The organism is Bradyrhizobium tropiciagri (assembly GCF_018130545.1).
GTDB lineage: Bacteria > Pseudomonadota > Alphaproteobacteria > Rhizobiales > Xanthobacteraceae > Bradyrhizobium > Bradyrhizobium tropiciagri_A.
Genome location: NZ_JAFCKF010000004.1, coordinates 500,739 through 526,360 on the forward strand (window position 1 = coordinate 500,739; position 25,622 = coordinate 526,360).

Annotated in this window: 21 protein-coding genes; 2 read left to right on the plus strand and 19 right to left on the minus strand. The window is 65.3% G+C overall.

The window, feature by feature from the left end; genetic code table 11:
- Positions 1–74: 74 nt before the first annotated feature.
- The 3 genes from JQ616_RS20060 to JQ616_RS20070 form a co-directional block, all read right to left on the minus strand.
- Positions 75–1,130, minus strand: a complete 1,056-nt coding sequence (locus JQ616_RS20060) for an ABC transporter permease (RefSeq protein WP_212017191.1) — start codon at positions 1,128–1,130, stop codon at positions 75–77.
- Positions 1,127–2,653, minus strand: coding sequence for a sugar ABC transporter ATP-binding protein (locus tag JQ616_RS20065; RefSeq protein WP_212017193.1), 1,527 nt, complete (start codon positions 2,651–2,653; stop codon positions 1,127–1,129). The genes JQ616_RS20060 and JQ616_RS20065 overlap by 4 nt, the downstream gene beginning before the upstream one ends.
- 63 nt (positions 2,654–2,716) lie before the next feature.
- The gene (locus JQ616_RS20070) at positions 2,717–3,682 is read right to left on the minus strand and encodes a sugar-binding protein (RefSeq protein WP_212017195.1); all 966 of its coding nucleotides are present in this window, start codon (positions 3,680–3,682) and stop codon (positions 2,717–2,719) included.
- Positions 3,683–3,923: 241 nt separating this feature from the next.
- Here JQ616_RS20070 and JQ616_RS20075 point away from each other — a divergent pair, with 241 nt between their 5' ends.
- Entirely contained in the window at positions 3,924–5,195 is a 1,272-nt protein-coding gene (locus JQ616_RS20075; protein ID WP_212017197.1) for an ROK family protein, read from the plus strand.
- 78 nt (positions 5,196–5,273) lie between these two features.
- Complete coding sequence (locus tag JQ616_RS20080; RefSeq protein WP_212017199.1) at positions 5,274–6,032, plus strand: SDR family NAD(P)-dependent oxidoreductase; 759 nt, start codon at positions 5,274–5,276, stop codon at positions 6,030–6,032.
- 5 nt (positions 6,033–6,037) lie between these two features.
- On the opposite strand, the gene JQ616_RS20085 is transcribed toward JQ616_RS20080, so the two are convergent.
- The 16 genes from JQ616_RS20085 to pxpA form a co-directional block, all read right to left on the minus strand.
- A complete protein-coding gene (locus JQ616_RS20085; protein WP_212017201.1) occupies positions 6,038–8,389 on the minus strand; it encodes a xanthine dehydrogenase family protein molybdopterin-binding subunit in 2,352 nt (783 codons plus the stop codon).
- Positions 8,390–8,404: 15 nt separating this feature from the next.
- On the minus strand, positions 8,405–8,863 hold the full coding sequence (locus JQ616_RS20090; RefSeq protein ID WP_212017203.1) for a (2Fe-2S)-binding protein: 459 nt from the start codon (positions 8,861–8,863) through the stop codon (positions 8,405–8,407).
- Between the two features lie 16 nt (positions 8,864–8,879).
- A complete protein-coding gene (locus JQ616_RS20095) occupies positions 8,880–9,773 on the minus strand; it encodes an FAD binding domain-containing protein (RefSeq protein WP_249137013.1) in 894 nt (297 codons plus the stop codon).
- Positions 9,770–10,783 carry an ABC transporter permease gene (locus JQ616_RS20100; protein WP_212017205.1) on the minus strand — a complete coding sequence of 338 codons (1,014 nt, stop codon included), beginning with the start codon at positions 10,781–10,783 and terminating at the stop codon, positions 9,770–9,772. The genes JQ616_RS20095 and JQ616_RS20100 overlap by 4 nt, the downstream gene beginning before the upstream one ends.
- Complete coding sequence (locus tag JQ616_RS20105) at positions 10,776–11,792, minus strand: ABC transporter permease (RefSeq protein ID WP_212017207.1); 1,017 nt, start codon at positions 11,790–11,792, stop codon at positions 10,776–10,778. Before JQ616_RS20105 ends, JQ616_RS20100 begins: the two co-directional genes overlap by 8 nt.
- Positions 11,789–13,327 (minus strand): sugar ABC transporter ATP-binding protein, encoded by a 1,539-nt coding sequence (locus JQ616_RS20110; RefSeq protein WP_212017209.1) that lies wholly within the window; start codon positions 13,325–13,327, stop codon positions 11,789–11,791. The genes JQ616_RS20105 and JQ616_RS20110 overlap by 4 nt, the downstream gene beginning before the upstream one ends.
- A gap of 67 nt (positions 13,328–13,394) precedes the next feature.
- A complete protein-coding gene (torT, locus tag JQ616_RS20115; RefSeq protein ID WP_212017211.1) occupies positions 13,395–14,504 on the minus strand; it encodes a TMAO reductase system periplasmic protein TorT in 1,110 nt (369 codons plus the stop codon).
- Between the two features lie 105 nt (positions 14,505–14,609).
- Positions 14,610–16,571 (minus strand): hydantoinase B/oxoprolinase family protein, encoded by a 1,962-nt coding sequence (locus JQ616_RS20120; protein WP_212017213.1) that lies wholly within the window; start codon positions 16,569–16,571, stop codon positions 14,610–14,612.
- A gap of 3 nt (positions 16,572–16,574) precedes the next feature.
- Positions 16,575–18,599, minus strand: coding sequence for a hydantoinase/oxoprolinase family protein (locus JQ616_RS20125; RefSeq protein ID WP_212017878.1), 2,025 nt, complete (start codon positions 18,597–18,599; stop codon positions 16,575–16,577).
- 387 nt (positions 18,600–18,986) lie between these two features.
- Positions 18,987–19,946: a helix-turn-helix domain-containing protein gene (locus tag JQ616_RS20130; RefSeq protein WP_249137015.1), complete on the minus strand. Its 960-nt coding sequence runs from the start codon at positions 19,944–19,946 to the stop codon at positions 18,987–18,989.
- Between the two features lie 105 nt (positions 19,947–20,051).
- Positions 20,052–21,017 carry a LysR family transcriptional regulator gene (locus tag JQ616_RS20135; protein ID WP_212017215.1) on the minus strand — a complete coding sequence of 322 codons (966 nt, stop codon included), beginning with the start codon at positions 21,015–21,017 and terminating at the stop codon, positions 20,052–20,054.
- A 210-nt stretch (positions 21,018–21,227) separates the two neighbouring features.
- Positions 21,228–22,205 (minus strand): biotin-dependent carboxyltransferase family protein, encoded by a 978-nt coding sequence (locus JQ616_RS20140; protein ID WP_212017217.1) that lies wholly within the window; start codon positions 22,203–22,205, stop codon positions 21,228–21,230.
- Positions 22,195–23,070, minus strand: a complete 876-nt coding sequence (locus JQ616_RS20145) for a 5-oxoprolinase subunit B family protein (RefSeq protein ID WP_212017220.1) — start codon at positions 23,068–23,070, stop codon at positions 22,195–22,197. Before JQ616_RS20145 ends, JQ616_RS20140 begins: the two co-directional genes overlap by 11 nt.
- Before the next feature lie 43 nt (positions 23,071–23,113).
- Positions 23,114–24,514: an acetyl-CoA carboxylase biotin carboxylase subunit gene (locus tag JQ616_RS20150; RefSeq protein ID WP_212017222.1), complete on the minus strand. Its 1,401-nt coding sequence runs from the start codon at positions 24,512–24,514 to the stop codon at positions 23,114–23,116.
- Positions 24,515–24,520: 6 nt separating this feature from the next.
- Positions 24,521–24,763 (minus strand): acetyl-CoA carboxylase, encoded by a 243-nt coding sequence (locus tag JQ616_RS20155; protein WP_212017224.1) that lies wholly within the window; start codon positions 24,761–24,763, stop codon positions 24,521–24,523.
- 41 nt (positions 24,764–24,804) lie between these two features.
- The gene (gene pxpA, locus JQ616_RS20160) at positions 24,805–25,533 is read right to left on the minus strand and encodes a 5-oxoprolinase subunit PxpA (RefSeq protein ID WP_212017226.1); all 729 of its coding nucleotides are present in this window, start codon (positions 25,531–25,533) and stop codon (positions 24,805–24,807) included.
- Positions 25,534–25,622 lie beyond the last annotated feature (89 nt).

Consider the following 25,622-nt stretch of genomic DNA (forward strand, 5'->3'; position numbering starts at 1 on the left):
CATCGAACTCCCCTTGTTCCTCTACTCAAGTCGCCGCGACCGTATTCCCGTCGCCGGCTGTGCTTATCGAGCCGTCATGCCTGATCGCCCGTCGTCGTTGGCAGCGCCGCGCCGCGCGAGGCTGCGTTTTGCAGAATGGTGCTGTCCTTCTTCGGTGCGGTGCGGGCGAGGCCCGCCAGCGCAGCCTTGCGCCGTCGGCGGGCCTGCAATTGCTGGTCCGCCAGCACGCCGATCAGGATCACGGTTCCCATCACCGCGAAGTTCAGCGAATTGGGAATGCCCAGGATATTCACCAGGTTCTGCAGCACCTGTAGCAACGCCGTGCCCAGCACGATGCCGAGAATCGAGCCTTCGCCGCCGCGCAGGCTGCAGCCGCCGAGAACCGCCGCCGCGATCGCATAGAGCTCGTAGAAATTGCCGAATGAGCTCGGCGAGACCGAGTTGGTATAGAAGACGAACATCACGGTCGACACGCCGGCGAGCACGCCGCTGATGACATAGGCGGTCGCGATCACGAGATTGGTGTTGATGCCGGAGAAGCGCGCCGCTTCCTCGTTCTTGCCCACGGCATAGAGCCAGCGTCCGTAGACCGAACGATGCAGCAGCACGCCGAGGATCAGCGCAAGCACGATCAGGAAGATGAAGGTGTTCGGGATACCCGCGACATTGCCGGAGGCGATGTTGCTCAGCGTGCTGGCCTCGTCACCGTAGCCGAAGCCGCGGGTCGAATCGCTGGTGTAGTAGCGCGCTGCGCCGCGATAGATCAAAAGCCCGCACAGCGTCACGATGAAGGGTTGCATCTTCAGCCGGGTGATCAGGAAGCCCTGGATGCCGCCGAGCCCAAGCCCGCCCAACAGGACCAGCAACAACGCGAACGGCCAGGGCACCTGATAGGTCGTCAGCAGGTCGATGAAGACGACGCCGAGTAGCGCGAACATCGAGCCGAGCGAGAGATCGATGCCGCCTGTGATGATGACGAGCCCTTCACCCAGCGCGAACACACCGAACAGGCCGATCAGATTGGCCATGTTCAGCAGGTTCACGAATGACAGGAAGGCCGGGTTGATTGCGCCGGTGATGGCGGAGATCACCGCCAGCAGCAAGAACAGGCCGAGTTCCTTCTTCATCATGACGCCGCGGCCTCCTGAATTTCGAGCGCTTGGCCGACCGCCAGCCTCAACACGTTGTATTCGCTGAACTGGTCGCGCTCGAGCACGCCGCTGACACTGCCTTCATGCATCACCGCCACCCGGTCGGAGACGCCGATGACCTCCTCCATGTCGGAGGAGATCATCACAATCGCGACGCCCTGGTCGGCGAGGCTGCGCATCAGAGCGTAGATCTCGCTCTTGGCGCCGACATCGATGCCGCGGGTCGGCTCGTCGAAGAACATCACGCGCGGCTGCATCGAGAGCCACTTGCCCAGCACCACCTTCTGCTGGTTGCCGCCGGACAGCGTCACGGCTTCGATGTCGACGCTCGGCGCCTTGATCGACAGGCGCCTGGCCTGGTCCTTCGCGATCTTGCGCTCGGCCGTGCCGTTGACCAGCCACATCCGCGCGTGATCCAGCAGGCTCGCGAGCGTCACGTTTTCCCGGATCGGCAATTCGAGCACCAGCCCGGATTTCTTGCGATCCTCCGGTACCAGATAGATCCCTTGCCTGATCGCGTCCCGCGGCGAGCCGATGCCGACCGGCGCGTTGTCGATCCTGATCTCGCCGGCCAGCAGTGCGTCGACGCCGAACACCGCGCGGGCCAGCGAGGTGCGGCCGGCGCCGACCAGGCCTGCGAGGCCGAGGATCTCGCCGCGTCGTACCGACAGGTTGACCTGCCGGTCGGGAAAGGCCGATGTCACGACGCCGGCGATATCGCAGCCGCCCGGCTGCGGCGCGCACGCCGGCGGCGTGTACAGCGCCTTCAGGTCGCGGCCGATCATCAGCCGGATCATGGCGGCGTGGCTCAACTCGTCCCGCGCCAGTTCGCCAACTGTGCGGCCGTCGCGCAGCACCACCACGCGATCGGCGCAGCTCATGATCTCGCCGAGCCGGTGGGAGATGTAGATCACCGAGATGCCGTGCGCCTTCAGGTCTGCAATCACCTCCAGCAGCCGTTCCGTCTCCGAAATCGTCAGGCTGGAGGTCGGCTCGTCCATGATGATCACGCGGGCGTCGATCGAGAGCGCCTTGGCGATCTCCACCATCTGGCGCTCCGCGATCGACAGATTGTCGACCAGCGTGTTCGGCGTGAAATCGGCGCCCAGCCGTTGCAACAACGGCATCACGCGGGCGCGCATCACCGCATTGTCCACCAGCTTCAGCGGGCCGCCGGCCAGCTTTTCGCGCCCGATGAAGACATTGGCGGCGACGTCGAGATTCTCGAACAGATTCAGTTCCTGGTGCACGAAGGCGATGCCGCATTGTGTGGCCTCGGTCACCGTCATCCTTGTGTGCTCGTTGCCGCCGATACGGATCACGCCCGCGCTCGGTTCGATCACGCCGGCCAGCACGCGCATCAGCGTCGATTTGCCGGCGCCGTTCTCGCCGATCAGGCCAAGCACCTCGCCGCGGCAGACGTTCAAATTGACGTCGTCGAGCGCCCGCACGCCGGGATAGGTCTTGCTGATTCCGCTGAGTTCGAGCAGCGTCTCCGCCATTCGGCATGTCCTCCTGCACCCGCCCGGCCGCCTGTGGCAGCCGGGCGGTGATGCCGACTGAAGTTACTTCTTCAGCAGTTCCTTCATCTGGCCGGCGAACTCCGCGACATTGGTCTTGCTGATCACCTTGGTCGGCACGATCAGCTTGCTGTCCTTCGGAATCCAGGATTTGTCGCCGTTCAACGTCTTGATGATGTTGGTGGCGGAGAGATAGCCGAACTCGTAGGGCTGCTGTACGACCGTGGATTCGATCGTGCCGTCGGAAATGCCGCGCAGCGTGCGCTGGTCCTCGTCGAAGCCGACGATCTTCACCTTGCCGGCCTTGCCCGCGGCCTTCACCGCGTCATAGATCAGCGGCGTTTCGTAGCTCCACAGCCCGGACAGCAGTGCGATGTCGGGATATTTGACGAGCACGTTCTCCATGTTCGCCTTGGCCTTGGCGAAGTCGACCTGGTCGGTGAACACGTCGACCAGCTCGACCTTGGTGCCGGCGATCGCTTCCTTGATGCCCTGGACGCGCTCGCGGGCATTGTCGGCATCCATCGTGCCGACGAACAGCGCGATCTTGCCGCCGTTCGGCAGCGCCTTCTTGATCTCCTCGCCGGCCTGCCGCCCGGCGGCGACGTTGTCGGTGCCGATATAGGCAAGGCGATTGCTCTGTGGCGCGTCGCTGTCGGTCGTGATCAGCACGGTCTTGGCGGCAACCTTGTTGAGCTCTTCGGTTGCATGCGGTGCATCGTCGACCGAGATCGAGATGCCGGCGACGCCGCGCACCAGCAGATCGTCCAGTTCGCGGCGCTGGCCGGCCGCCGTCCCTTCATTGGTGACGATCAGCTCGATATTGTATTCCGGGTGTTCCTTCTGCGCCTTCTCAAGCCCGCGGCCTGCGATGGTCCAGAAGTCGGCGGCGACATTGGTCACCAGCGCGATGGTTTTTTTCTGCTGTGCCTGTGCTACCCCCGTTGTCATCGCGAGCGCGGCTGCGCCCGCCAATAGCGGCACGATCAATCTTTTCATTGAGTCATTCATATGCACCTCCCTGACGACACCCCCGGCGAGGGGATTTCACGCTCGGCGCTTTTCACGCCTTATTTTATTCACGTAACTAATAAATTAGCGCGACAAAATGTCCAGTCAAGGATGTTCAATCCGGTATCTTCAAGCAATAATAGTATGATGGTGATGTATTTTCGCCGCTGTCGGCCATTTTTGACCAACTTCTGAGCCTCGTACGTTGAATAATTTTATCAAGCGAATTAAAAAAGCCGGCATGAACGAGCAGTCCGAACCGCTGAGACGTGCTTCAAGTGTGGCTCGCGGATCGAGCCGCGGCCGTCTCGTCGAGGTTTTGCGGCGCCAGGGGCCATTGCCGCGCGTCGAACTCGCACGCAGCACCGGGCTGAGCTTCCCCGCCATTTCCGCGATCACGTCGAAGCTGATGGCGGAAGACCTGCTGTGCGAAGCCGAGCCGGATGCGGCGACGTCGTGGACCGACGATGGCGATGAGGACGATGCGGATGGGCTGAACGGCCGCCGTCGCGGCCGGCCGGCGGTCCTGCTCACCCTCAATCCCGAATTCGGCCGCATCATCGCAGTCTCGCTGCGCATGAACCTGATCGAGACGTTGATCGCCGATTTCAGCGGCTCTGCGCTGGCGCAGGCGCGACTTGAACTCACGACGCGCGGGCTCGATGCCGGTGCGTTGTGCGATCTCGTCATCGCGCAGATCGGGGCCATGCTCGATGAGACGGCCACGCCGCGAGACCGGCTGCTCGGCATCGGGATCGCATTGCAGGGCATCGTCGACGCCGATTCCGGCCGGCACCTGTGGAGCCCGGCGCTGTCGATCACCGACGTCGAACTGGCCAAGCCGGTGCGTGAGGCATTCGGCGTCGAAGTGGTGATGGCGAACGATGCGGTCGCCGTTGCGCTGGCGCTTGCGGCCGCCGAACCGGCACTGGCGCAGGGCCTCACCGCCACGATCATGGTGGGGCATGGCGTCGGCATGGGCATCGTTGTCGACGGCGAAGCGCGCTGGGGAGCGGGTGCGGGCAGTGAGATCGGCCATGTCAAATTGGCGATGAACGGTCCGCAATGCCGCTGCGGTCAGCGCGGCTGTATCGAGGCCCATCTTGCCGACTATGCCCTGTATCGCGATGCCCGCACTTTCCTCGACCTGCCGCCAGCGGTGTCGCAGCAGCCGTCCGAAGCGCAGATGGCGCTGTTGCGGGCACGTGCACGCGCCGGAGACCCTCGTCTCGAGCAGCTATTCCGCCAGGCAGGCCACGCGCTGGCCGAAGCGGTCGCCACGACGATTTCGGTGTTGCGTCCCGATCATCTCATCCTCGCAGGTCCTGGCCTGGAGGCATTCGACATGATGCGCCGTGCCTATGAGGAGCGGCTCGATCATGCGGTGCTGCCGTGGCTGCTCAAGTCCACGGCGATCCATGTGCGTCCCAGCGAGTCGGCGACGATTGTCGACGGCATGGTGCGGCGGACGCTGCGGGTCGTGGACCTGAACCACATGGAGACGACCGAGTGAATTTCGGGAGTTGTGGCGCGCTGTCGAGCCGCAGCTAAGCAACCGACGCGCTTCAGGCGTCAAATCGAGAGTATGCCAATGCAGGGTGCCATCTATCCAAGCCTCAAGGACCGGACCGTACTGGTAACCGGTGGCGGTTCCGGCATCGGCGAGGCCATCGTCCGCCAGTTCGTCAACCAGGGCGCGCGGGTCGGATTCATCGATATCGATCAGACCGCATCAAAGCAGCTGCTTGCCAGCCTGCCGGCGCAATCCCGCGTCCATTTCGAGCACGCCGATCTGCGCGACATCGCGGTCCTGCGACGCGCGGTCGCCGGCATTCGCGAGGCGCTCGGGCCGATTACCATCCTGGTCAACAATGCGGCCCGCGACGACCGTCACGCGATCGAGGACGTCACGCCGGAATATTGGGACGAGCGGTTCGCCACCAATCTGAAGCATCAGTTCTTCGCGGCCCAAGCCGTCGCACCGGACATGAAACAGGCCGGCGGCGGTTCGATCATCAACATGGGCTCGGTGAGCTGGGTGATCGGCCAGGGCAACATGCCCTGCTACACGACCGCCAAGTCGGCGGTGCAGGGGCTTACCCGTGCGCTGGCGCGTGACCTCGGGCCGAACAATGTGCGGGTCAATTCCATCCTGCCCGGATGGATCATGACGCAGCGGCAGCAGGACAATTGGTTGACGCCCGAAGGCGTGGCCGAACTGATGCAGCGGCAATGCCTCAAGCGCAAGCTGGTGCCCGATGACATCGCTCGCGTCGTGCTGTTCTTCGCCGCTGACGACAGCGGCGCCTGCACCAACCAGAACTACATCGTCGACGGCGGCTGGGTCTGACGACCTCAGTGTGGGCGGATCAGATTATCCGCCCATTTGTCGGCGATGTGGGGAAGCGTCAGCTCCGGCTTTCGATCGAGCAGGAGTTCGAGCACGCGTGGCGGCGTCAGCGGCAGCGCCTGGACGCGCTTGCCCGTGGCGTTCGCAACAGCGCAGGCAACGGCCGCGCCGACATTCAGGATCGGCACCTCGCCGGCGCCCTTGGTGCCGAGCGGTCCGATTGACGGCGCCCCTTCGTAAAGATTGATCTCGACCGGCACGACATCGAGCGCCAGTGGCACCCGATAGGTCTCGAAGCCGTTCTGGCAGACGCGGCCGTTGTCGCCGATCGTGACCTCCTCGTGCAGGGCATAACCGAGCCCCTGCACGACACCGCCCTGGATCTGGCCATGGATGGCGCGCGGATTTAGCGCCCGGCCGACGTCCTGCACCACGCGATAGCTGAGCACCTCGACATGTCCGGTTTCCGGATCGACGGCGACCTCACAGTCGTGCACCGCGAACACCGGGATATCGATCGCGTCGATGAAATGCCCGGCGACGCAGCCGGGCATCGCCGGCACGCCCGCGCCGGTGAAGGCGCCGGTGCCTGAAACCGGACCACCCACCGTCTGGGCGCGGGTCGCGACTTCGGCGACCGTGCGGCCCGAGCCCGGCGCGCCCGCGATCTCGATCCGCCCGTCGCGCATCACGAGATCATCGGGCGCGGCCTCGATCATGTCGGCGGCGACCTTCAGGAGCTTGGTGCGCACCTCCTGCGCCGCCGACAGGCTGGCGGCGCCGAGCGAGACCGTGGTGCGGCCGCCGCCGACGCCGACATCGTAGCCGGCCGCATCGGTATCGGCCGCGCGGACGATGACGTGCTCGGGCGCGATACCGAGCGTACTGGCGACGATCTGCGGCAGGCTCTGCATCATCGAGCCGGATCCGATCTCGACACCCGACGTGACCAGCGTCACCGTGCCGTCGGCATTCATGTTCACCGTCGCCGCGGAGGGGCCGACGAACACGAACCAGGTGCCGACGGTGGTTGCGCGTCCGTGGAGCCTGCCGTCGCTGCGCGCCGGCGGCAGCGTCGTCGCATCGCGCAGCGTATCCATCCGATCGAGCATCGGGCCGAGCACATTGCTTTCGAACACCTGGCCGGTGGCGCCGAGATCCTTGTCGCCGAGCACGTTGCGGCGGCGGAAGGCCAGCGGATCCATGCCGATCCTTGAAGCGATCTCGTCGGTGTGCCGCTCCAGTGCAAACGTGTTGTAGACGCCGTTGCAGCAGCGGAAGGCGCCGTTCGGTGTCGTGTTGGTGTAAACCGCGCGCGAGACCATGCGCACGTTCTCAAGCTTGTAGTTGCCGCCGAGCGTGTGTGCGGTCATGGTGGTCAGGAATATCTGTTCGCCGCCATAGGCGCCGCAATCCATCAGCACGACCGCTTCGCGGCCCACGATGTCGCCCTCCCGCGTCACCGCCGAGCGAATCCGGATGTCCGCGTTCTCGCGGAACAGGCAGGTCAGCATCTCCTCCTCGCGCGAATTGACCAGGCGCACCGGCCGGCCGCTGGCGCGGGCGAGCAGGGCGGCGAAGGGTTCGACCGCCAGATCGAATTTGAGACCGAAGCCACCGCCGACCGGCGGCACGGTGACGCGGACCTGCGATGCCGGCACGCCCAGCAGGCGCGCGGTCGCGTTGCGGATGCTCCAGGGAACCTGCGTCGAGGTCTCGATGTGGAACCGCCCGTCCTCATAGCTCGCGACCACCGCGCGCGGCTCGAACGCCACGTGGTTCTGCCGGCCGACGCGAAAGCAGCTCTCGACGATCTCGACGTCAGGCCGGGCAAAGGCGGCATCGACGTCGCCGCGCACGACGGTTGCTTCCCAGGCAACGTTGCCGCCACGCGCGCCGCCTTCGAGCAACACCTCATAGCTGCGCCAGTCCGGATGAACCAGGGTTGCATCGGGTGCCAGCGCATCCGCCATGGTCAATATCGCGGGCAGCGGTTCGATCTCCACCTCGATCGCCGCCAGCGCGGCCTGTGCCTGCGCCAATGTGACGGCGGCAACCGCGGCGAGTGGTTCGCCATCGTAGCGAATGACGTCGCGGGCGAAGAGCGGGTGATCGGCGATGCCGATCCCGATCATGCCGGGCGCGTCGGTGGCAGTGACGATCGCGCGTACGCCCGGTATGCGGGCGGCCCGCGACGTATCGAGACGAACGATCCGTCCCGAGGGCACGGTGGCACGCAGCACCGCAGCGTGCAGCATGCCCGGAAGATACCGATCGATGGTGTAGCGCGTACGGCCGCGCAGCTTGTCGGCGGCGTCACGTCGGCGCAAATCCATCGTCGCGGAAACATCGGACATCTCTGCGCCTCCCGATCATCTCGTGGCCAAGGCGAGCAATGTCGCCTCGACAATGCGTTCATAGCCCGTGCAGCGGCAGATATTCCCGGTCAGCGCTGCCCGGATGTCGTCGCGGCTGGCATCCGGCCGGGCTGTCAAGAGATGCGTCAGGCTCACCACCATGCCTGGAAAGCACATGCCGCATTGGACGGCATCGCTGGCCTCGAGCGCGGTCTGGATACGGTTCAGTGCGCCGTGCGGCGCGAGGCCTTCGACCGTGTGGATCTCGCGGCCATCGGCGAGCGCGGCGGGCACCAGGCACGACGGTGTCGGCTCGCCGTCGACCAGCACCATGCAGGCGCCGCAAAAGCCTTCGCGACAGACCGGTTTCGCGCCGGTCAGATGCATCTCCTCGCGCAGGATGTCGACCAGCGGTGTGGCCGGATCGGCCGCGCAGGAGAGGCGATCGCCGTTGACGGTGAGGCTAAATCCCATGTCGATCCCCGCGGGTTCAGGAGCCAAGCGCTGCGATCGCAGCGCGGCGGACCAGGCCGGGCAGCACGCTGACGCGATACCAGGCCGGCGCATCGACGCTGTCGCGGCCGACGAACTCGTCGGTCAGCTCGGTCGCAGTCCGTGCCACTGCTGTGGCGTCGAGCGGACGTCCGAGCAGCGCCGCTTCCAGCCGCGGCCATCGGCGCGCGGTTGCCTCGACCGAACCGACGGCGATCCGCGCGGCCTGGACACGGCTCGTCGCATCGAGGCTCACCGAAAGGCTGACGATGGCGACCGGATAGTCGCCCGCTCTGCGCAGCGGCAGCCGGACATGGGCCGTCTTGCGCTCCGTCCGGGGCAGGATGATCCGTGTCACCAGGCGACCGGGCGCGAGCGTTGACCTGATCTTGAGGAAATCCGTCAGGCTGAGGTGCTCGCGACCTCTGCGGTCCGAGATCTCGACATCGGCATCGAGACAAAGCAGCGCCGGTACGCAATCCGCCGCCGCGAATTCCGATGTCGCGAGATTGCCGCCGATCGTTGCCATCGCACGGATCGCGGGGTTGGCGGAGTGTCCGGCGGCCGCTGCGAGGCCGGCAAACTCCGGAAGACCGGCCAGGGCTGCCGCCAAAGCTGCATGCGTGATGGTCGCGCCGATCTCGATGGCATCGCTGCTGATCCGGACCGCAGTCAGCTCGGGCAACCTTCCGATCGCGACATAGTGCGTCTTGAGCGGCTGGTGCCGGATCGGCGATCTCATGATCCAGGTGCCGCCGGCGAAGGGAGCGCCGGCCGTGCCGTATTCACCGAGCGCATCGAGCGCGCCGGCGAGCGAGCGCGCGACGTAGATCGATGCCGGTGCGTCGTGCGTGACGACCGCGCTGTCCTGAATGGGTGAGCCGGACATCATTGGCGTCGCTCCTGCCGCAGGCGATCCAGCAGGACGCCGATGATGACGATCGCGCCGAGCACGACCATCTGGACGTATCCGTCGATCCGGGTGAGATTCATGCCGTTGGAGAGAATGGTGATGAACAGCGCGCCGAGCACGGCGGTGCCGACCCCACCGCGTCCGCCTGCCAGGCTGGTTCCGCCGACCACCGCGCCGGCGATCGCCTGCAGCGAAAGCGCGCCGCCGAGGTTCGGTTCGCCCGAGCCGGTCCGCGCCGTCATCATGATCGCACCCAGCGCGGCAAGTCCCGAGCACAGCACATAGGTTGCGACCAGGATGCGCTTGACCGGCAGGCCGGCGACCGCCGCGGCGCGCGGATTGGTGCCGATCAGATAGAGCGACCGGCCGAACACGGTGCGCGCCAGCAGCAGATGAAGCAAGACGCCGACCGCGACGGTGATCGCGATCGCCGCTGGCACGCCGAACAGGCTGCCGCCGTAGAAGATCTGCGAGAACAGCGGCGGTACGCCCTGCACCGGACGCCCGGACGAAAGGGTGGTCGCGATTCCGATCGCGATATTGTAGCTGCCCAGCGTCGCGACGAACGGATTGACCCCAAGCAGCGCAATGACCACGCCGTTGAACAGGCCGCATGCGATGCCGAGCGCAAAGCCGGCCGCAAGCCCGGCGAGCAGCACGGCCGCCGTGCCGTGGCCCGACGCGGTGGCGCCGGCCATCGCGAGCGCGGTGCCGACGCTGACCATCGACACGGTCGGGCCAAGGGCGAGGTCGAAGCCGCGAGTCAGGATGACGACGGTCTGCGCCATCGCGAACAGGGCCAGATAGCTGGTCTGCTGTGCGATGTTGAGCAGGTTGGCCGACGACAGCACGCCGTGGTCGAAGGTAGCAAAGCCGAGCAGCAACACCGCGAGCGCGACCGGCAGCACGGCGCTCCAGAGCCGGCGGCTCAGCGTCAGTCTCGGGCGATCGGGGTCCTTGGCACCGACAGACAATTCGAGATCAGACACGCGGCTTGCTCCGTCGGCTGAGTTCGTCGAGCGCCACCGCTGCGACCATGATGACGCCGAGGAAGACCGGCTGAAGGCGGGAATCGACGTGCAGCAGGTTGAGCGCGTTGCCGAGGATGGTCAGGAACAGGGCACTGACGGCGACAATCTCGACGCGCCCGACGCCGCCGCGCAGGCTGACGCCGCCGATCACGGCGGCAGCGATCGACTGCAGCATCATCCGGTCGCCGCCGAAGCTGGCCTGGCCGGAGCCGACCTGCGCGGTCAGCAGGATGCCGGTCAATGCCGCAAGCACGCTCGAGACGACATAAGTGCCGACGATATGACGCTGGATCGTCACGCCCGACACCACGGCGGCATCGACATTGCCGCCGATCGCGTAGACGTAACGGCCGAACAGCGTGCGCCGTTGCGCAAACACCATCACCAGGATCACGATCACCGCGATATGGACCGCGGTCGGCAGCCCGAGCGCCTGGGCGCGGCCAAAGCCTTTCACGAAGATCTCCGGCATGCCGTAGACCGGGATGCCGTTGGTGATCATCAAGCCGACGCCCGCGGTCGCCGACATCGTGCCCAGCGTCACCACGAAGCCGGAGACCTTGAGCTTTGCCACGCAGAAGCCGTTGACGAGCCCGACCACGGCCCCCGAGCCGAGCCCGGCCGCGACACCGCTTGCAATGATGAGCGCGTTGTTGCCGGGAAACGCGGCGGCGGTCGCCGCCATGGCTTTTGCGGTGACGACGCTCGCAAGTGCGACGACCGCACCGACCGAAAGATCGAATCCGCCGGCGATGATGACCAGTGCCTGGCCGCAGGCGACGATCGCAAGCAGCGAGGCGTTGCGCAGGATGTTGAGGACGTTGATGATGCCATAGAACTGCGGATCGACCGCCGACATGCCGGCCACGAGCATCACCAGCAGCGCCGGCAGGAACCCGATCCGGCCGGCGATCGATCGCAGGCTGATCGTGCCGTGCGGGTTGGCGGTGACCAGCGCCGTAGTCATGCGACCTCCGCGGCGAGGTGGTCGCGGAAGAAGCTCGACAGCACGTTCTGCTCGGTCTTCTCGGCCCCCTTCAGCTCGGCGGCGATGCGGCCGTGATGCATGACATAGAGCCGGTTCGACAGCGCCAGCACCTCCGGCAATTCGGACGACACCACGATCACGGCGGCGCCGGCCTCGATCAGGCGTTTCATGAATTCGTAAACTTCGAGCTTGGCGCCGACGTCGATCCCGACGCTCGGCTCGTCGAACAGGAATACGGTCAGCTCTCGCGTCAGCGCCCGTCCCAGCATCACCTTCTGACGGTTGCCGCCGGACAAGGCACCGGCGCTGCGCTCGATGTTCAGCGGCCTGAGTTGCAGTTGCTCCATGATGCCTGCAATCGTCACGCGCTCGGCGGCCTGCCGCAACACGCCGAAGCGGGCGAAGGCGGGCAGGTCGAGCCCGGTCATCGACGCGTTCTCGCGGATCGGCCGCGACAGCGCGAGCCCTTCGGCGATCCGGTTGGCGGGAAAATAGGCGATGCCGCGCTTGAGGCTTCGCCTCGGTGTTGGAAATTCGTAAGGCAGGCCGTTGATCCGGATCACGCCCGATGTCGCGGGTTCTATGCCGTAGATTGCGCGGATCAGCTCCGATTTGCCGCAGCCGACGAGGCCAGCGATGCCGGTGATCTCGCCGGCGCAGGCATGGAAATTCACCTCCTGCACGCTGCCGTCGGCGAGCGTCAGACTTTCGATGTCGACCATTATCTTGTCCGGGCGATGGGTGATGGTCGGGAACAGCAGGTCGATCTTGCGGCCGGTCATCAATTCCACCAGTTCGCCGTCCGTCGAGCCGGCCGCGTCGAGGGTCTGGATATGACGGCCGTCGCGCAGCACCGTGACGCGGTCGGCAAGCGCGCGGATCTCACGCATGCGGTGCGAGACGTAGATCAGCCCGACATTCTGGCTCTTCAGACGCGCGATCAGCTCGAACAGCCGTCCGGTCTCGCGCTCGGTCAATGAGGCGGTCGGCTCGTCGAGGATGAGGAGGCGAACGCGGCCGAGCAGCGCCTTGGCGATCTCGGCCATCTGCTGGTGCGCGCGGGAGAGGTCATCGACTCTCTGCGATGGATCGATATCGAAGCCGAGCTCGTCGATCAGCGCGCTGGCGCGCTTGCGCATCTCGCGCGAGCGCAACACGCCGCCATGGGTGATCTCGCGGCCAAGGAACAGGTTCTCTTCCACAGTGAGGCTCGGGATCAGCGAGAATTCCTGAAACACCGGGCTGATGCCGATCTCACGCGCCCGCTGCGGCGTCAGATGCTGGATCTGTTCGTCGCCGAAATGGAAGGTGCCTTCGTCGGGTGGAAAGGTACCCGATATGACGTTGATCAGGGTCGACTTGCCGGCGCCGTTCTCGCCGAATAGCACGTGAAGCTCGCCGGCGTGGACATCGAGGTCGACGCGGTCGAGCGCGCGGACGCCGGTGAATCGCTTCGATATCCCCCGCAATCGCAGCAGAGGCTCGGCCGGGTTCGGGTCGATCTCGACGTCCATCCGCTTCTCCGTGGGCCGTTCGCGGGCAGGCGGGAGCGTTGCTCCCGCCTTGATGGTTCAGGTCGGCTTATTTGGCCTTGACCGAATAGACCGGCGTCCAGCTTGCCGGCGCCAGCACGAGATCCATCTGCAGTTTCGGCACGGTGGTCTTGTCGATCACCGCAGCCACCGGCTGGACCAGGCTCATGACCGGCTTCTTCTCGATGAGGCGCACCGCCTGGTCGATCGCGATGGCGCCTTCGCCGACCGGATACTGGGTTGCGAAGGCGAGGATGTCGCCGCGGTTCAGCGCGTCGAGCATGGCCTGGTTCTCGTAGGACGACACGATCTTCAGATCGTTTCGGCCGGCCTCGGCAACTGCGCCGATGGCGGCCTCGGCGGTGGGAGCGGTGCCCCAGATCACGTTCATGCTGGGATAGGCCTGCAACGCGTCCTGAATCAGCTGAAGCTGCACGGCGACGCCGGAGTCGCCGAACTTTTCAGCCAGGATCTTGGCGTTCGGGTTCTTGGCCACGGCCTTCTTGAAACCCTCATTGAACGATTCAGCCCAGCCCGAGCCGGCCGGACCCGGGAACGTCACGATGTTGAGCTTGTCGCCGGGCTTGGTCTGCGCCAGCAGGCCGTCGCCGGTGACCTCACCCATGGCGACGAAGTCGACGTAGTTGGCCGCGGGCAGCGCGTTGGGCGGCAGCGGATTGGTGACGCCGACCACCGGCACGCCCTTGGCCTTGGCTTCCTCGAACTTCTTGCTGAGGCCCGCGCCGGAGATGGCGCCGACGATGATCGCGTCCGGTCCGCTCGCCATGCAGTCATCGAACTGCGAAAGCTGCTTGGGCAGATTCTCGTAACCTCCGGCCTCATAGAGGTTCATGTTGACGTTCATCGTCTCGGCCTGCTTCACGATGCCGTAGGCAACCGCGACCCAGAAACTGTCCTTCATGTGTGGAAACAGCACACAGAGCTTGTAGGCCTTCTCGGCCTTCGGCAGCGGCGTGTATTCCGCCGGTTTCGGCGTGCCGGACGAGGCGTCGTAGACCTTCATTGGAAACCACGGCGTCTCGGCCGCTGCCAATGCCTGAGTCGCGGCACCGGCAAGTGCGAGGCCGGCGGCGATGCCGAGCACGGAGCGGATCGGCCGCAGCCGGTTGGAAGAAGAAAGGCACGTCGTGATCGTCATAGCGCAATCCTCATGGTTGGAATGAAAGTGCGGGGAGCGGTGATTTCGGACCCTGCCTTGATAGACAGACCGCGCCGCTAAAGGCGGCGCGGTGGTCGATGGCGATCAGCCCGGTTTCCACATCGTGACCGAGCGACGCTCGAATGCTTCGCGGAATTGACGAGTGGATTCGGGAAGCAAGGCACCGGTGCCCCAGTCGAGGATCACCGCGTGGCTGCGGATCACGTCGAGCGCGTCGATCTCGCCGCTCCGGTAGCGCTGCGCCACCTTTTCGGGATCGAGCCGGACATTGGCAACGCGCTCGGCGCGGATTTTGGCGCGCAGCGCTTCGGTCGCGACTTTGTCGACCTCGTAGTTGCAGAGCTCCGCATCGATGGTGTGCACGACGACGCCATAGTCCTTGGCGGCGCGGGCGACCGAGACATAGTCGTCCTTGATGTCCTCGATCACGAGGTTCGGATCGCGCTCCAGCGGGTCGCCAAAGCCGCCGCCGCCGGCGGTCGGGCGCGAGAAGACGTCGCCTTCGCCGATCGGGACGTCAGAGAAGATCGAGCCGAGCCGTTCCTCGGCCGTGCTGCCCGCGCGCTTCAGAGTGAGGCCGTGCGGCATCGACGGCAAGCCGCCCTCGATGCCCCACACAATCGCGCGCTCGCGGTCGCAGATATAGGAGATCACCGTCTTCTCGGCCTGCAGCATCCGCGACGTCTTCGTGACGCCGGCGCCGCCGCGCCATTTGCCGGGACCGGGCGAGTCCCTGAGGATCTCGCATTCGGTGGTCAGGATCGGGTTGGCGCGCTCCTGGCCTTCGACCGGCTGCGACATCAACCCGGTGCCGAAGCAGGCGGTCGTGACGTTGCTGCCGTCCTTGCCGTTGCGTCCGCCCCAGCCGCCGGGCAGCCAGTCGTAGAACATGAAGATCGGCTTGTCGGAGCTGCGGGCATCGAGGCCGCCGGTGAGCAGATATTCGAGATTGAAGGCGCAGGCGAGCGCGCGCTCCGGCATCAGCTTCGACCACATCTCGTAGATCGAGTTCATGATCTTCTCGAACGGCATCAGGAAGCCGGTGACCGCGATCGGCCATTTGGCGTCGACGATCGACCCTTCGGGCGCGATGATCTCGAAGCAGCGGTAGAAGCCGGAATTGAGCGGCAGATCGGGGAAGAAGGTCTTCATGCCGGCGGCGACGGCCGAAAACGTCGCGCCGAACGCCGAATTGTAGATCGAGCCGATGGTCGGATGGCTGCCGGTGAAGTCGTAGATCGCGCGGTCGCCCTTGATCGTCATCTTGATGCGGATCGGTATCATGCCTTCGCCGCCGGCCGGATCGCGGTCGATGAAGTCGACCGTTTCCCATTCGCCGTCCGGAAGCGCTGCGATGCGCTGCCGTGCCGAGCGCTCGACATAGTCCTGTACGGCGGCAAGCCCGGTCTCGACGGTATCGCGGCCATATTTGCCGACCAGGCGCAAGATCTCGCGTTCGCAGACGGCCGTCGCCTCGGCCTGGGCCTGGATGTCGCCGATGATCGAGGCCGGATCGCGCGTGTTGGAAGCAATCAGATGGGCGACGTCCCTGCGCAAGCCATTCTTGTCGAACAGGCGCACCGGCGTGATCCGCAGGCCCTCGCGGAACATCTCGCGGGCGGCGACGTCGAACGATCCCGGCACGCTGCCGCCGACATCCGACCAGTGTCCGTTGGACTGGCTGAAAGCGATGATCTTGCCGTCGGCGAAGATCGGGCGGATCAACCGCACGTCGGAGAAGTGCGTGCCGCCGGCATAGGGGTCGTTGATGGCGAAGACGTCGCCCTCATGCATGTCGCCTTCGAAATGGCGCATGACGTCCTTGCAGGTGAAATGCAGCGTGCCGACGTGGACGGCGATATCCTGGTTGCCTTGCGCGGCGCATTCGCCATTGGCGTCATGCAGCGCGCTCGAGAAGTCACGGTTGTAGATCACGAAGGAATAGCAAGTCCGCAGCACCTGCTCGCCCATCTGGTCGACGCTGGTGATGAAGGAGTTCTTCAGGACCTCGAAGGTCACGGGATCGAGCGGGAGAGCTCCGGTCATGGCTCACTCCTTCACGCGGATAATGATGTTGAGATATTTGTCGACCTCGGCGCTGGCGCCGGGCGGCACGACGGTGGTGGCATCGACCTGCTCGATGATCGCAGGGCCTTGAAAGGAGAAGCCGCAGGGCAGGTCGTCGCGCCGATAGACGGGCGTATCGAGCCCGCTGCCCTCGAACCAGACCCTGCGGCGGCTGACCGGCCCGGGGCTGGCGCCAGTCGGCTTGTGAATGGCAAACTCGGCTTTGGGCACCACGCCCACGGCCTTCAGGTTGAGACGGAAGAAGCTGACCGGCGCGCTGTCGCGGCGGAAATTGTACTCGCGCTGGTGTTCGGCGTGGAAGCTCTGCACCAGATCGGAAATCGCCGCGATCGGACGTGGTGCGCTCACCGCGAGCGAACGCCACTGGCCGCGATACATCATGTCGATCGAGCGCTGCAGCACGATGTCCTGCTGCGCGACGCCCTCATGGGTCAGCCGCGCCAGCGCCGCCTTCTCGAGCTCCGCGAATTGCGCCTCGATCTCGGCGGCGTCGGCATCGGCCGCGTCGACCATGCAGCTCTGCGAGAAATCGTGCTGCACGTCGACGAGCAGGCATCCGAGCGCGGAGGTCACGCCGGGATTGGGCGGCACGATCACGACGGGAATCGCCAGTTCGCGCGCGACGTCGACGCCATGCAGGGCGCCGGCGCCGCCGAACGCCACCAACGCAAAGTCGCGCGGATCGTAGCCGCGGCTGATCGAGATCAGCCGCACCGCATCGGACATGTTGGCATTGGCGACCTTGACGATCGCATCCGCGGCCTCATGCAGGCCGAGGCCGAACGGTTTTGCTACGCCGTCTTCGACCGCCTGCTCAGCGAATGCGGGGTTGAGCTTGACCTTGCCGCCGGCGAGGTCGGTGCCGAGCCGGCCCAGCGTCACATTGGCGTCGGTGTTGGTCGGCTGCGTGTTGCCGTTGCCATAGCAGGCTGGTCCCGGGTGAGCGCCGGCCGATTGCGGGCCGTTGCGCAGGGAGCCGGCCGGATCCGTCCAGGCCAGCGAGCCGCCGCCGGCGCCGATGGTGAGCACTTCGATCGAGGCAAAGCGGATCGGATAGCCGAATTCGATGTGCCAATCCTTGGTGATGCGCGACTGCCCCTCATAGGCCAGCGACACGTCGGTGGAGGTGCCGCCCATGTCGAGGCCGATCGAGTTGGGAAAGCCGCAGAGGCCGGCGATATAGCGGCTGGCGATGGCGCCGGCGGCGATGCCGGAGCCGGCCAGGCGCGCCGCAAAATCTTTCACACTCGCCGGCGTCATCACGCCGCCGCCGGTGTGCAGCAGCAGCAGATCGCGGCTGTAACCTTCGTGCGCCAGGCGTTCGCCGAGCCGGCTGGTGTAGTTGACGACGACCGGGCTCACTACCGCATTGGCGACCGTGGTCGAGAACCGCTCGTGCTCGAAGATCTCGGGCAGCACTTGCGAGGAGATCGAGACCGGAATGTCGGGCATCTCCGCCAGCAGGATGTCGCGCATGGCGCGCTCATTGGCGCCGTTGAGATAGGCGTTCATGAAACAGACGGCGATCGCGGCGACGCCGCGACGCTTGAGGATGCGCGCAACGTTGCGCGCGGCGTCGACGTCGAGCGGCTCGATCACCTGGCCGGCGGCATCGACGCGCTCGGGCACGGTCAGGCGATCGCGCCGCGGCACATAGGGCCGGACCACGTCCTTGTAGGTGTCCCAGAGGTCTTCCTTGTTGGCGCGCCGGATCTCGATGACGTCGCGGAACCCTTTGGTCGTGACGACAGCGGTGCGGGGCAGGCGGCGGGTGATGAGCGCGTTGGTGGCTACCGTCGTGCCGTGCGAGAACAGCGCCACCCTGGACAGGTCTATACCGGCCTTGGACACGCCGCCCATGATCCCGTCGATCGGATCGCGCGTGGAGGAGGTCTTTTCGATGCGGATGAGACCGGTCGTCTCGTCCATAATGCAGATGTCGGTGAAAGTGCCCCCGACATCGACAGCCACACGAAGGTCCTGCACCATGCGTCTTCCTTTCGAACAAGCGTTTCGCCGATCTTAGGCAGAGCGGCGGCTTGCCTTCTTGACGCTGAGCGCAGGAAGATTTGTGCGAGAGAGCGCACCCGCACCGGGGCAGGGCTATCGCAAATAGCTCGCCTCCGCACGGGCGCACTGCAAAACATCGAAAACAACCCCATGCAAAGTAGCCGGCGGCGCGCCGGCATTCGACACTTGACATGTCGGGCAAATCAGGAGTAATATTCTATTATTCAGAAACCGTGAAGGCGCCTCACCCCGCGCTATGGGACATGGCCGTAGCCATATGCGATTGCCCTGCATGGGGGCATACCTGCCCGGACCGGCGGCAGCGGGCTGACCAGGAAACGATCAGACGAGCGTGTGCGCGTCTTAGGCGTTGGCGGTGCGCGAGGTGGCGCGTGCCTCGCTGGGGGTGCAGCCAAACCGGCTCCGATAGTTGCGGCTGAACTGCGCCTGGTCGGCAAAGCCCCATTGATAGGCGATTTCCGAAATGCTCTTGCGGCAGCTCGCATCGCGCAGCAAGGCGTCGCACATCGACAGTCGCTGGTTGCGGATATAGGCGCAGACGGTCAGGCCCTCGCCCTCGAAGATCTGGTGCAGATAGCGCAGCGAAATGCCGCAGCCTTCGGCGATCATCTGCGGCGTCAGCCGCATGTCGTCGAGGCGGGCACGGATGAACTGCTCGCAGCGCAGCAGATGGCCGTTCCGCACCGAGGACGAATGGCCGGTCAGCACGCGGTCGTCGGATTCGATGGCCATCGCAAGCAGCTCGATCAGGTGCTTGCCCATCATCGCGCGTGCCGTCTCGTCCATTTCCTCAATGCGCTCGGCGGAGAGCCGCAGCGTGTCGACGAACAGCGCGCCGACGCTGCGGCTGGCGTCGAACTGCAGCGTGGCGAGCCGTTCGGGGCGGGAAATGCGCCCGCGCAGCACCGCGCTCGGGATCTTCAGGCACCACAGCGCCGTCGGATCCTGATGGCTGAACTCGTAAGGCAGGTGGCTACGCTCGATCAGGAATGCGCCGGGACGGCAGTGCACGACCTTGCCGTCCTGCTCGAAGCGGATTTCGGCGAGCTCGGGCACCGTGATCAGGAAGGATTCCTCCCGCTCGCTCAGGAGGTGCCGCTCGTGGCGCTTGTACAGCAGGCCATTGGCGATGTTGCGCGACACCGAGAGAGGACCCATCGACCAGGCGCCGAGGCGCGCATTGAAGTCGCGCGTGCTCGGGAAACGCAGGTCGAGCGAGTAATAGGTTCGCGAAACCACTTCCTGCCAGTACTGGCGGCGGCTCTGCAACGGAATGTCGTTGGTCGTGTAGGTGACTTGCATGTTTCACTCCCGCCGCCGGCTGTGCCTCCGGTCGTCGTGTCCCCGGCTAAAGTTTGGCGAGGACTGCCGGACGGCGTCAAGTCGAATAAAACGGAAACAGATATTCTAGATTTCGATCGCCTCCTCGGCCTGCTGCCGGTGATCCATGCTGACCGGGGGCCGGGCCGGCCCGACGCCGGCGACCGCAAAGCGCATGAAATCGCGGAATGCCATTGCCGCTTCCGACGGCTTGGTGTCGCGACGCCAGGCCAGGCCGATGTCCATGCTGGGCACCTCGTCCTCGATGACGCGGGTCTCGATCCGCTGTCCCTCCAGCGACCAGGGCCGGTAGATCAGGTCGGAGAGGATCGCGATCCCCATGCCGCCAGCGACCATCGAGCGCACGGCTTCGACCGAGGAGGTGCGGAAGATCGTCTTCGGCTCGAGCGAGGCGTTGCTCCAGTAGCGCATCGAGGTGTGCTTGGCCTCGTCGACGGTGAGCATGACGTAGGGATAGGTCGCGATCTCGGCGAGGTGAACCCGCTCGGCGCGGGTCAGCGGATGCTCCGGTGCAAGCCACAGCCGGCGCGGTGATCGCAGCAATGTCTCGCTGGTGAGCTTCGTGTTGTCGCGCAGGTTCGAAACCAGCATCACCGCGAGATCGAGCGCGCCGTCGACGAGCGCGCGTTCGAGCACGTCGCGCGGCGCCTCGAACAGCTCGATCGTGATGCCGGGGAAGCTCGCCTGGAAGCGCATCTGATGGCGCGGCAGGAAGTAGCCCGACACGGTATAGGTGACGCCGATGCGGACCGTTCCGAACAAGGGCCCGGCGGACATCTGCGTGCTGCGCACCGCTTCGGCGACAGTGGCGAGGATTTGGCGGCCCTGCGACAGGAACCGGCTGCCCTCCATGGTGACGATCACGCCGTTCGGCGTGCGTTCCAGCAGGCGCGCGCAGACGGTGGCTTCGAGCTGCTGAATCGCCGCGGTGACCGCCGATTGCGAGACATTGAGGTCGATCGCCGCCTGGCTGATCCGCCCGGTCTCGGCGGCGGCGACAAAGTAGCGGATTTGTTTCAGAGAAACGGACATCGCGGTTGTTCCGATGCTGCCTAACCCATGAGCGGTGCTCCTCAGCCCGGCGGTATTCTTTGCAACTCTCGTGCCGACAGGTCGAGAATACGCGGTGATGCCGATTCCAGACGTGAGAGGCCGCAACCGACGGCCCGGAGCGTAGGACGTGATCACGCGGTCACCGGATCGGTGACCGCGGCCTTGGCGGACTGGGCAGGTGAGTGGCGACTATGCCAGTGCGCTGTGCAGCCTGCCGAGCAACTCCGAGCGGCTTTTGCGCGCCGCGAGCGCCTCGTTCATGTCGACCTTGACGAACTTCACCGGCGTGTTGGGCTGAAGCTGGCCGATCAGATCCATGTCCGCGGCGATCACGGTGCCGACCATGAAGTAGCCGCCGCCGGAGACGGCGTCACGATGCAACACGATCGGTTCGGTGCCGCCGGGAACCTGGATCGAGCCGTAGGGATAGCAGGCATCGGTGATGTTGGACGGGTCGGACCCGGCGCCGAACGGCGGTTCGCGCGGCACGAATTCGAGCGGCTTGCCGCCCTTGAAGCGGTAGCCGATCCGGTCCGCCTCCGGCGCGACCTTCCAGGTGTCGGAGAAAAACCCGTTGCCGGCCGCCTCGGTGATGCGATGCCAATAGAGGCCGGGCATCGCGCGCAGCTCCGTCGGCATACCGGCCGGTTGCCCGCGCAATTCTTTGGCGACGGAGCGGCCGTCCTTGACGGTCGCGGCGGCCCGGCCGACCGGCAGCTCGTCGCCGGCCTCGAGCTTGCGGCCCTTGAAGCCACCGAGCGCGCCGAGCGCGTAGGTCGAGCGCGAGCCGAGCACCACGGGCACATCGATGCCGCCGGCGACGGCGATATAGCCGCGCGCGCCCTGCTTGAGGAAGTCGAACGAGAGAATTTGGCCGCGCTTCACCTTGAAGCTGGTCCAGGTCTCGCGCGGCTCGCCGTCGAGTTTCGGCGGCAGCTCCGCGCCGGTGATCGCGACGATCGCATCCTCGGTGAATTCGAGCTCGGGTCCCATGAACACGGCTTCAAGCACCGCCGCGCCCGCCTCGTTGCCGACCAGAAGGTTGGCGGCGACCAGTGCGTGGCGGTCCATTCCGCCGGAGAGCGGGATGCCGATGTGATAATAGCCGGGACGTCCGAGGTCTTGCACGGTGGTCGCAAGACCCGGCTTCAAAACCTTAACGGCCATGGAGAACTCCATCGAGCTTGCTGTTGTAGCCATCGATGTCGCGGTTGAACTCGGTCAGCGAGAACGAGACATCACGGATGATCGGCGCAAAGCGCCCGGCGTCGACGTCGGCGACCGCGGCGTCATACGCCGCCCGGTCGATCGGCTTCCACTTCACGATGTCGCCCGGTTTGAACAGGCACATGAAGTCGCGCAAATAGCTGATGGTCTGGTTGGGGTCATAGATCGGCATCGGCGTGATGCCGAACATCTGATAGCCGCCGGCGCCGCGCACCGAATAGATGCAGCTGAAGCAGCCGCCGTGTCCGACGGTGAGTTTCGGCGTATCGGTGCGCGGGCGTAGATATTTCGGCGCCTGCAGCTGCCGCTTGCGTTCGACCATCTGGTAGAGGAAAGGCAATCCGGCGACGAAGCCGACCATCGACACGAACCAGGGCGCGCTGGAATGCGCCTTGATGAAGGCCTCGACGCTGTCGAGGCCGTTGATGCGCGCGGCGTATTCGAGATCGGTACCTTCAGGGTTCTGATGCCGCTCGCGGAATCGCATCAAGGTTTCGTGGGTCCAGGGATCGTTGTAGAGCACCGGAATCTCGATGATCCGCGTCTTGATCACCGGCTCCGATTTCTCGGATGCGGAATCCAGCCGCTTCAGCTCGGTGAGCAGATCGTCGGGCTTGATCTGATCGGGATCGAACTTGACCTGATAGGACGCATTGGCCGGGCAGATCTCCGTGACGCCCTTGATCTTGGCGTCGCGCACCGCATTGGTGATGAAGAGGCTCTTGAAAAACGCCTCGAGCGACATCGCTTCGCCGACTTCGGCGAAGATGTGCTCGTCGCCGCCGAAGGAAAATCGGGTTTGCATGACTAGCGGCCTCCTGTTGCTGACGGGGCGGATTGTCTCGTGATCATGTGGTGGCCTTTGCAGCCGATGGCGGTGGAGCGGTGGCAAGGGCGGCGGCATGGGACTCCAGCCACGGCTCAAGCCAAGCGGTGTGGAAGCGTCCGGCCTTGACGTCGGCGTCGCGCGCCAGCGCTTGATGCAGCGGCTTGGTCGTGAAAATGCCGTCGACGTTGAGTTCTGCGAGCGCGCGCTCGAGCTTGGTGATGGCGCTCGGCCGATCCTTGTCGTGCACGATCAGCTTGCCGAGCAGGCTGTCGTAGAACGGCGGCACCGTGTAGCCCTGATAGAGCATGCTGTCGAAGCGCACGCCGTCACCGCCGGGGACGCTGAGCCCGCTCACCGTTCCCGGATTCGGCAGGAAATTCCGGGCCGGGTCCTCGGCATTGATGCGGACCTCGATCGAATGGCCGCTGACGCGCACCTCGTCCTGGCGGATGCGTAACGGTTCGCCGCCGGCGATCCGGATCATCTCGCGCACGAGGTCGATGCCCGTGACCATTTCGGTGACGGGATGCTCGACCTGGATGCGGGTGTTCATCTCCAGGAAGTAGAACTCGCCGGTCCTGTCGTCATAGAGATATTCGAGCGTCCCGGCGCCGCGGTATTGGACCGCCTTGGCCAGCGCCACGGCGGAGGTGCAGAGTTTTTCACGCACGGCCTGGGTGAGCGAAGGCGAGGGGGCCTCCTCCCAGACCTTCTGGCGGCGCCGCTGCAACGAGCATTCGCGCTCGAAGCAATGGATCACGTCGCGGCCGTCGCCCAGCACCTGGACCTCGATATGTCGCGCGCCTTCGATCAGCTTCTCGACATAGAGCCCGCCATCGCCAAACGCCGCGAGCGCCTCGGCCTGCGCCTGCGGCATCAGATGATGGAATTCCTCGGCTGAGCGCGCGATGCGAATACCGCGGCCGCCACCGCCGGCGGCGGCCTTGATCATGACGGGGAAACCGGTTTTCTCGACCAGCGCGAAGGCTGCATCCGCCGACTCCAGCCGTCCCTGGCTGCCGGGGACGGTCGGCACGCCGGCCGAGGCGGCGGCCTCGCGTGCCGCGACCTTGTCGCCCATCAGCCGGATCGATTGCGCGGTCGGGCCGACGAAGACCAGTCCGGCCGCTTCGACCGCGGCCGCGAACTCGGCATTCTCGGCCAGGAAGCCGTAGCCGGGATGGATGGCATCGGCGCCGGTGCTCTGCGCCGCGGCGAGGATGGTCGCCTGGTTGAGATAGGATTTCGATGCCTGCGGCGGACCGATGTCGATCGCTTCGTCGGCGAGTCGGACCGCGAGCGAGTCCCTGTCGGCCTTGCTGTAGACCTGAACGGTCGCAATGCCGAGATCGCGCGCTGCGCGGATGATGCGCACCGCGATCTCGCCGCGATTGGCTATGAGGAGCTTCTTGATTGCCATGGCTGGTCAGACGTCGATTTCGGCGAGCGGCTGGCCGGCCATCACGGCGTCCTCATTCTCGACCAGGAAGCCGATGATCTTGCCGGTGACGCCGGCTTTCACCTCGTTGAACGATTTCATCACCTCGATGAGCCCGATCGTGTCGCTCTCGGCGACGACATCGCCGTCGTTCTTGTAGACCGGCTTGTCGGGCGCGGGCTTGCGATAGAAGATGCCCGGGAGCGGCGAGAAGATCTGCTGGGTGGCCATGGTTTCCTCTTTGAGAATCTTTGCTTCGTTGCCGCGATGGTTCAGCGCGCGGTGAGATACGGGCGGACCGCTTCGCGGACGGCCTCGGCGATGGCGACTGCGTTCGGCGTGTCGGAGTGGATGCAGATCGAATCGGCGCCGACCACGATATCGTTTCCCGCCACCGTGCGCGTCTTGCCCTCGTTGACGGCCCTTGCGCATCGGCTCGCGGCATCGACCGGATCCTTGGCCTCGTGCTCGCGGGTGATGATCAGGCTGCCGTCGCCATTGTAGTCGAGGTCGGCATAGTATTCGGCGACGAAAGCGTGGCCGCGACGCTCATAGACTTGCTGGTGCAGCGTTCCCTTCATGCCGAGCAGCGGCACCTTGTAGACGTCGGCGGCGTCAGCCACGGCCTCGGCGATCTCCTCGCTGCGCGAGGCCATGCCGTAGAGCGCGCCGTGCGGCTTGATGTGATTGAGCGGCATGCCCTCGGCATCGAGGAATGCCTTGAGCGCGCCGATCTGATAGAGCAGGCAGTTGCCGAGCTCCTCGCGGCTGATCTTCATCTCGCGGCGACCAAATCCCTGCAGATCCGGCAGCGAAGGGTGCGCGCCGACCTTGACGCCGAACTGCTTGGCGAGCTGCACGGTCTTGCGCATGTGATTGAAGTCGGAGGCATGAAAGCCGCAAGCGACGTTCGCGACGTCGATATGGGGCATCAATGCCTTGTCGTCGCCCATCTTGTAGAGGCCGTAGGCCTCGCCCATGTCGCAGTTGATCACGACCATCTCCTGAGTTCCTTCCAACTGGCTTTGCATACGACCGTCGACGCCGTCCGGATATTTCTGGCGCACCCGGACGGCGCGTGGCGGGGTTA